Annotated in this window: 7 protein-coding genes; 3 read left to right on the top strand and 4 right to left on the bottom strand. The window is 66.7% G+C overall.

Annotation, left to right across the window (positions count from 1 at the left end; all coding sequences use genetic code 11):
* The coding region (locus MJ783_RS20300; RefSeq protein ID WP_239312744.1) for a flavin reductase family protein at positions 1–158 on the bottom strand (158 nt) is incomplete at its 3' end.
* A 462-nt stretch (positions 159–620) separates the two neighbouring features.
* Here MJ783_RS20300 and MJ783_RS20295 point away from each other — a divergent pair.
* Complete coding sequence (locus MJ783_RS20295) at positions 621–1,046, top strand: MarR family winged helix-turn-helix transcriptional regulator (RefSeq protein WP_239312742.1); 426 nt, start codon at positions 621–623, stop codon at positions 1,044–1,046.
* A 42-nt stretch (positions 1,047–1,088) separates the two neighbouring features.
* Here MJ783_RS20295 and MJ783_RS20290 read toward each other — a convergent pair whose 3' ends face one another.
* Positions 1,089–2,102, bottom strand: coding sequence for a Gfo/Idh/MocA family oxidoreductase (locus MJ783_RS20290; protein WP_239312740.1), 1,014 nt, complete (start codon positions 2,100–2,102; stop codon positions 1,089–1,091).
* A gap of 311 nt (positions 2,103–2,413) precedes the next feature.
* On the opposite strand from MJ783_RS20290, the gene thpR reads away from it, so the two are divergent.
* Positions 2,414–3,061 (top strand): RNA 2',3'-cyclic phosphodiesterase, encoded by a 648-nt coding sequence (gene thpR, locus MJ783_RS20285; protein WP_239312737.1) that lies wholly within the window; start codon positions 2,414–2,416, stop codon positions 3,059–3,061.
* Positions 3,062–3,806: 745 nt separating this feature from the next.
* On the top strand, positions 3,807–5,174 hold the full coding sequence (locus MJ783_RS20280) for a citrate synthase (RefSeq protein WP_239312734.1): 1,368 nt from the start codon (positions 3,807–3,809) through the stop codon (positions 5,172–5,174).
* Between the two features lie 264 nt (positions 5,175–5,438).
* Here the strand turns inward: MJ783_RS20280 and serC are convergent, their stop codons facing one another.
* Positions 5,439–6,557: a phosphoserine transaminase gene (gene serC, locus MJ783_RS20275; RefSeq protein ID WP_239312731.1), complete on the bottom strand. Its 1,119-nt coding sequence runs from the start codon at positions 6,555–6,557 to the stop codon at positions 5,439–5,441.
* Positions 6,550–7,644, bottom strand: coding sequence for a citrate synthase 2 (locus MJ783_RS20270; protein ID WP_239312728.1), 1,095 nt, complete (start codon positions 7,642–7,644; stop codon positions 6,550–6,552). The genes serC and MJ783_RS20270 overlap by 8 nt, the downstream gene beginning before the upstream one ends.
* Positions 7,645–8,029: the final 385 nt, after the last annotated feature.

Below are 8,029 nucleotides of genomic sequence, written 5' to 3'. Positions count from 1 at the left end.
CTATTTGTTTTGAAAGTCCCGTATTCGCCATTGTGATAAATCAATGGCGACGTACTGTCCTCCTCGGTGTGCGCCTGTAGCACACGGGCCACCAGCAACCGATGGTCACCGGCGGTGAGCCGATGTTCAAGCCGGGCCCGTATGCCCGTCGAGTTCATCGGTCTCGTCTCCGCTACGGCCGTCACCTGATCCCGCTCGTCCGTGCGGAGGTCGCCCGGCGCGACCGGGGTGAGGCCGCGAACCGTAGCGCGATCGCACCCGTCCCCGCGGCCCTGGCCGCGCATGGAGCGAGTACGGGCTGACGCCCACGGCAGCATGTCCCAAAGGCCTCCGGCGGTGCGGCACCACGATCGCACCGCCTTCGGCTGGCATGCCCCAAGGGCCTCCGGCGGTGCGGCACCACGATCGCACCGCCTTCGGCTGGCATGCCCCCAGAACCTTGCGGAACGTAACCGGTTCACCGTGTTTCATACCAGCCACGAACCCCGCGTGGGACGAATCTCCGACGGACCTCTTGGGGTGTGTGCGGGCTTTGCCAGGAACCAGCTGGACGCGGCTCCCTGATCGAACGACGACTCCCGAAACACACCGTAGCGCGGCTAACAAGGTACCTTGGCCTGATGGACAGCGCTACCGAGGCTCAACTCGCGTCGGTACTCCGCCTGTCCGTGATGCGCCTGTCGCGCCGGTTGCGCCAGGAACGCTCCAACACGCTGACCCCCACGCAGATCGCCGCTCTTGCCACGCTGAAGCGACACGGCTCGATGACTCTCGGCGAGCTCGCGGCACACGAACGGGTACAGCCACCGTCCATGACCCGGGTGGTCGCCCATCTCGCGGAGACCGGCCTGGTCGCTCGCAGCGCGCATCCCACCGACGGCCGTCAGGTCATCGCCGGGATCACCGAGGCCGGCCTCAACCTGTTGGAAGCCGACCATCGCCGGCACGACGAATGGCTCGCCGAACGGTTGGCGTCGCTCAGTCCGGACGAGATAGCCGCTCTTGAACGGGCCGCGCCCATCCTCGACACCCTGGCTGGTTCGTGACGCCGTACGGCATCCGCGCCCCGCGCCGGCCGGCGGACCGGCCTACAGCTCCACCCAGCCTCCGCCGGCCCGGGACACGTCGGCGGAGGCGAGCAGCCGGGCGATCGTAAGGAGATCGTAAAAAGTCGCGCCGCGCACCAGCGCGGAGTCATTGAGCTCGGTGACCCGGACGACGTCGTAGGTTGCCTCGACGAGACCGGGACGCACGCCCGGGACATCGCGCATCAACAGGTCGCGCGTACCGTCCCAGTCCTGTCGCAGGACACGGCGCCCCTGCACCACTATCCTCCCGTCCGTGCCACAGATCGTGATCGTGGCAGTGTCCAGCCGGCCGCCGGGCCTCTCGTTGACCAGCACCGTGGCGCCATTGGACGACAGCAGCGCAAGGGTCACGGGCGCGTCAGCGGCAAGGCTGGCGGCGGGCATGGCGGCCGGGTGGGCACACACGGCGATCACCTCCCCGCACCAGCGACCAACAAGATCAATTATCTCAGCCCGGCCGGATGGCCCGGCTGGGGCCGCGAGCACGGTCACCTGGGTGATCCGGCCGAGCGAGGGGATCGACGCCTGCACATGCCAGGCTGCCGGCCAGGCCCGTCCATCGAGGGCGACCACGTGCGCGAGATCGGACTCCTCGGCAAGATCCGCAATGGCCCGCAGCGCGTCGGGATCAGCGGTCGCCGGACGTGACAGGAGCACGTGCAGCCCTGCTTCGACAGCCCTTCGAGCGATCACGTCAGAGCCGGGCGGTGCCATCTCAATACACACCGCCTCGACTTCGTCCGACAGCATCGCGACCAGGTCCGCGTAAGCTCGGGGCGCCTCAGCCTCGGCGGCCCAAGCCAGCGACTCCAGCGGCTCGGGCGCGAGGAGGCCCACCACGTCCACACCCGCGTCACGCAAGACCGAAGCGGTCATGCGATCGCTACCATCCGTTACCAAAACCATCGCACCTGGAAGATCAGGCTGGTAGTGCCGAGCGTCACGGCGGCGTTCACGCCATTCGCGCGCGCCTGCCGGGTCGCGTGAGGCCACCAGCTCGGGAACCGTCGTCACCCCCCGATAGTGCCCGCCACCGCGGCAGCCTGGAGCGTAATTCGTAACTACTCCGTCTCAAACTCTTCGCGTGAAAAAATTCACGTATTTGTTAAATAATTAATATTATTTCTATTTTCGCGAATCAGTGGAGGAGGACTGGTACCGCGGATGCCCCAGGAGCACCCGGCGCCCCGCGCCGCCCGGAGATCCCGGAGCAGCCTCCGAAGCCCGCGCCGAAACCCGTATCCGGCCGGTGCCGGGGGTGTCGTGACCCCCGCACCGGCCACAGCCACGGCCACAGCCACAGCGCAACGGCCGGTGCACCACCTGTGGACTCGGACTTTCCGAACGCGCAGACTCTGCTGGGTGTGGCTCGAATGTTCGTGGCTCTGGTTCCACCGGCTGATGTCGTCGAACCGCTCCTCAACGCCGTCAGGCGGCTACGGGGCGACCATGGGCAGCTTGCCGCGGAAGTGCGCTGGGCGCCGCCCGACAGCTGGCATATCACGCTCGCTTTCCTCGGCGAGGTGCCGGCCGCCGTTCTTCCTGATCTCACCAGACGGCTGGCCGATGTCGCCCGCAAGCATCCGCCGCCGTCTGTGACCATTGCCGGGAGCGGGCGTTTCGGCTCCCGGGTCCTGTTCGCCGATGTCGACGAAGAACCACTGATGCCGCTGGCCACGGCGGTGGCACGGGAGGCAAAGCTGGCTGGCGCGACCGGCCTCGATGACACGCGGGCCTGGCGTGGCCACCTGACCCTCGCGACCATCGCACGATCACATCCGGGACGCAGGCAGAGCGCGGCGGACTCCACCGAGCCGACCGGGCCGGATCTGCGGCCGATGACGGCTGCGCTCGCCCACGTCTCCTGCCGAACGTGGACGGCAAGGGCGTTGACGATGCTGCAGAACGCCCCCAGCCTCGGACGGCGTTACGAGACTGTGGCCAGCTGGTCGCTGTCCGACGGGACACCGTGACCGTCGCGCTGTGACCCGCGGGAGCACCTACCGATACCCGATCCATCCAGCCCACCGGCTCCGGCCTGTCGGTGCGGGACCCGGCGCCCATGCTGGACGTTACGGCGTGTTCCGGGAGGCGTTGTTCGACCAGGGAACCGGACAGCCGGCTGTCGGAACATGCCCTGGCTCCGGCAGCCTCGGTGGTATTCGGAAATCGTGAGCGCGGGCCATCAACACAGTTTTCCCTGATATTCACATCCAACGATCAGCTAACAGGCGTCGATGCATCCACATACACCTCGCCAGGGCTTGGTGAACGGCGCGCCAACGCCATCACAGTGCTGGGGCCCCGTGCTCAGAACCCCGCGCCCAGAACCCGGCGACGGCGTGCCGGTCGCGGCATCGGACCGCGGCACGCCGGTCGGGACGCCCCGGCTCCGGTCCGGCCGCGGCGGATGTCGTGCCCGGAGAAACCCTCCGTCATTCGTGATCGGTTTGGCTGTGCCCCGCTCCCCACGATGTTGAAATCCCTTACCAACAGTGCCATGTTAAGGACATGGAGCATTGCCGCGGAACGGTCCGTAAGGGGTGTCGCAGGACACGCCGGGTGAACGCTACCGATCACAGGCGTGTGGTGGCGCGAACCGCGAGACTTGGGGGCAACTGTTGCCTACCGCCGAACCGGCCCAAGCAGTCCACACCCGGACGCCACAGCCAAGGCGCGTGTATACCGATGTGATCGCTACAGCGAGAGGAGTCCGGCGTGTCCGAGCAGGTCAGCACCCTGACCGTCACTGATAACCGCACCGGTCAGACCTATGAGATCCCGATTGCCGACGGCGCGATCCGGGCCAGCGCCCTGCGGGCGATAAAGGTTGACGAAGGCGACTTCGGTCTGATGACCTACGACCCGGCTTTCACCAACACAGCAAGTTGTCGCAGCGCCATCACTTTCATCGACGGGGATGCCGGCATCCTGCGCTACCGCGGATTCCCGATCACCGAACTGGCGGAGCGGAGCAGCTTCCTTGAAGTCGCTTACCTCCTGCTCGCTGGGGAGCTGCCTACAGCCACGGAACTGGCGGTGTGGGAAGACGAAATCACCCACCACACTCTCGTACACGAATCGATCAAGAAATTCATCGACGGCTTCCACCACGACGCGCACCCGATGGGCATGCTGCTGTCGACCGTCGGCGCCCTGTCGACCTTCTATCCGGACGCGAAGGAAATAACGGACCCAGGGCTGCGGCGGCTACAGATCGTGCGCCTCATCGCAAAGATCACAACCCTGGCCGCGTTCTCCTACCGGCACTCGATCGGGCTGCCCTACGTCTACCCGGACAACGACCTGTCGTACGCGGGCAACTTCCTGAACATGATGTGGAAGGCCACCGAGCTCAAATACGAGCCGGACCCGAACCTCGAGCACGCCCTCGACGTTCTGTTCATCCTGCACGCCGACCACGAGCAGAACTGTTCGGCAAACGCGATGCGCGCGGTCGGCAGTTCCCAGGCCGACCCGTTCTCCGCGACCGCGGCCGCGATCTCCGCGCTGTACGGCCCGTTGCACGGCGGGGCCAACGAGCAGGTGCTGCGGATGCTCACCGATATCGGGTCGGTGGAGAACATTCCCGCCTTCATCGCGAAGGTGAAGGACGGCAAGAAGAAACTGATGGGCTTCGGGCACCGGATCTACAAGAACTACGACCCGCGCGCCCGGGTGATCCGGCAGGTGGCCGATGAGGTATTCAAAATCACCGGCACAAACCCACTGCTCGACCTGGCCATGGAGCTGGAGCGGATCGCGCTCGAGGACGAGTACTTCATCAAGCGCAGGCTGTACCCCAACGTCGACTTCTACACCGGCATCATCTACCAGGCGATGGGCCTGCCAGTGGAGATGTTCCCGGTGCTGTTCGCGATCGGCCGGATGCCCGGCTGGCTCGCCCAGTGGGAAGAGGGCCTGCTCGACCCCGAACAGAAGATTGCCCGCCCACGCCAGCTCTACATCGGCTATGACAAGCGTCCGTACTCACTGATCGAGGACCGTTCCCCCGACATCGGCGGCGAATCCGACTCGATCGCGGCCCTCGCGGCCCAGGCCGCTCCGACACGCCCTCGCCGTTAGGGCGTGTTCGAAAGCCGGCTGTCCGGCTCGCCACGCCCAAGCGGCCCCTGGCCGCGTTCTCGGCCACACCGATACCCACTCATCCGGTATCGGTGTGGCCCGCGGCCTTACCAGCAAGCAGCTGGACGCGGCTCCCGGCCCGAACGCACCTATTGCCGGATGCTCTCCAACGGTCATCTCTCGAAGCGCGCGAAACAAGGCCTTTCGCGTCAACCAGCCCTCGAAAGACCACAAAAAGACCACAATCTGGGAAATCCGGAACGGTTACAGGCGTTCGACCACATAGTCGATGGCAGCGGTCAGCGCGTGGATATCAGCCGGCTCGACTGCCGGGAAACAGGCGATCCGCAGCTGATTGCGGCCGAGCTTGCGATACGGCTCAACATCCACAATGCCGTTCGCGCGTAGCGTGCTCGCGACGACCGCCGCGTCCACACCGTCAAAGTCGATGGTGACCACGACCTGTGAACGCTGCGCTGGATCGGTGACGAACGGTGTCGTATAGGACGTCTTGTCCGCCCAGGTGTAGAGAATGGACGACGACTCCGCCGTCCGCCGCACACACCAGTCCAGACCACCATGGGCGAGCATCCACTCGACCTGGTCCGCGAAAAGGAAGAGGGTGGCGACCGCGGGGGTGTTGTAGGTCTGGTCCTTGGAGCTGTTGTCCCGGGCGGTCGTGAGGTCCAGGAACGGCGGGATCCACCGGCCGGAGGCGGCGATCTCGGCCAGCCGTTCGATCGCGGCCGGTGAGAGCAACGCCACCCACAGCCCGCCGTCAGACGCGAAGCTCTTCTGCGGCGCGAAGTAGTAGGCATCGGCCTCGCGGACATCAACGGGCAGCCCACCGGCGCCAGAGGTCGCGTCAACCAGGTGCAGCGCGCCCGTGTCCGCTCCGACCGGCCGGCGGACCGGCTTCGCCGCGCCTGTGGATGTCTCGTTGTGCGGGGTGGCGTACACGTCGACACCCGGTTCGGGCACCCAGTCCGGATGGCTGCCGGGCGCCGAGGTGATGATCGACGGCTCGGCGAGGAACGGCGCGCCCTTCGCGGTGTCGGCGAACTTGCCGCCGAACTCTCCGAACACCAGGTGCTGCGAGCGTTCCCGCACCAGGTTGAACGCGGCCGCGTCCCAGAAGGCGGTGGAACCACCGACGCCGAGCACGACCTCGTAGCCGTCGGGCAGCGAGAACAGGTCAGCGAGGCCCGCACGGACGCGACCGACCAGACTGCGCACGGGCTGCTGCCGGTGCGAAGTGCCAAGCAGCGACGTTCCGGTCGCGGCGAGCTGAGCGACCGCTTCGGGACGGACCTTGGACGGTCCACAGCCGAAACGCCCGTCAACCGGACGCAACTGCCCGGGGATGACGATGCCGTCAGGCATGAACGTCCCCCAGCGGCCGGGGAGCCGGACCGATGTAACGCGCGGACGGGCGGATGAGGCGTCCGGTGCGCTTCTGCTCGAGGATGTGGGCACTCCAGCCGGCGGTACGGGCACAGGTGAACATGGACGTGAACATATGCGGCGGTACCTCGGCGTAGTCCAGCACGACCGCCGACCAGAACTCGACGTTCGTCCGGAGCGGGCGGTCCGGGTAACGGTTCGTGAGCTCCTCGATGGCCGCGGCCTCCAGCGCCTCAGCCACTTCGTAACGATGTGAGCCGAGGTCACGGGCGGTCCGCCGCAGCACCCGGGCGCGAGGGTCCTCCGCGCGGTACACCCGGTGGCCGAAGCCCATCAGCCGTTCCTTGCGGTCCAGCGCACGACGGACATAGCCGACCGGGTCACCGGTGCGCTCAACGTCATCCAACATCGCGAGCACCCGGGACGGCGCTCCCCCGTGCAGGGGGCCGGACAATGCCCCGACCGCCGACGACAGCGCGGCCGCCGCGTCCGCGCCGGTGGAGGCCACCACTCGGGCGGTGAAGGTGGAGGCGTTCATACCGTGCTCAGCCGCGGACACCCAATAGGCGTCCACCGCCTGGACATGCTTGGGGTCCGGCTCCCCCCGCCACCGGATCATGAAACGCTCGGTGATTGTGCGGGCTTTGTCGACCTCCTTCTGCGCGACGGCGGGCTGACCGAGACCGCGGGCCGCCTGCGCGACGAAGGACAGCGCTACCACCGACGCCCGCGCCAGGTTGTTCCTGGCCTCGGCATCGGAGATGTCGATGAGCTGGCCGAAGCCCCAGTAGGGGGCGAGCGTCGCCAGCGCGCTCTGCACGTCCACCCGGATGTCACCGGAATGCACCGGCAACGGAAAGGGCTCCGCCGGTGGCAGACCCGGCTCGAAGGACCCGTCGACGAGCAGCCCCCACACATGGCCGTAGTCGACCTTTCCCACGAGATCCTCGATATCGACACCGCGATACCGCAGCGCGCTGCCTTCCTTGTCCGGCTCCGCGATCTCGGTCTCAAAGGCGATCACGCCTTCGAGACCGGGCTTGAAGTCGCTTGTCCTGTCGGCCATCGAAGTCCGGGCTCCGCTTCCTGTCCCCGGCCGGTGCCGTTAGGTGGTACGCCGGGCCGCTCCCGAGCACCGAACGCCAGCCGTAACTGATATGATCTTTCTACCTCGCCAAACTCACTGAATTGCCTGCCTGCATCCTGCCCTGTTGTCGGGGGCAGTGCCACATTCGCGCAGACCCCGCACCGTCCAGCAGCGTCCGGCGTGCCTGAACCCTACCCACCGGCTGGGCGTCCCCGGCACCACGCCACGTGATGACCCGCGGAAATGGGCCACCGACCCGTCAGCGACATCCAAGCAGCGCGATAAAGAGTGATACAAATCACAAAAAGCGAGCGACGCCGCACCGATTCTGGCTCCGCCAGAACGTGACACCGTGTGCTCACTA

Origin of the sequence: Protofrankia sp. Cj3 (assembly GCF_917627355.1) — a bacterium.
GTDB lineage: Bacteria > Actinomycetota > Actinomycetes > Frankiales > Frankiaceae > Protofrankia.
The sequence above is the reverse complement of the archived record's forward strand: the minus strand, read 5'-3'. Positions and strand labels throughout refer to the sequence as shown.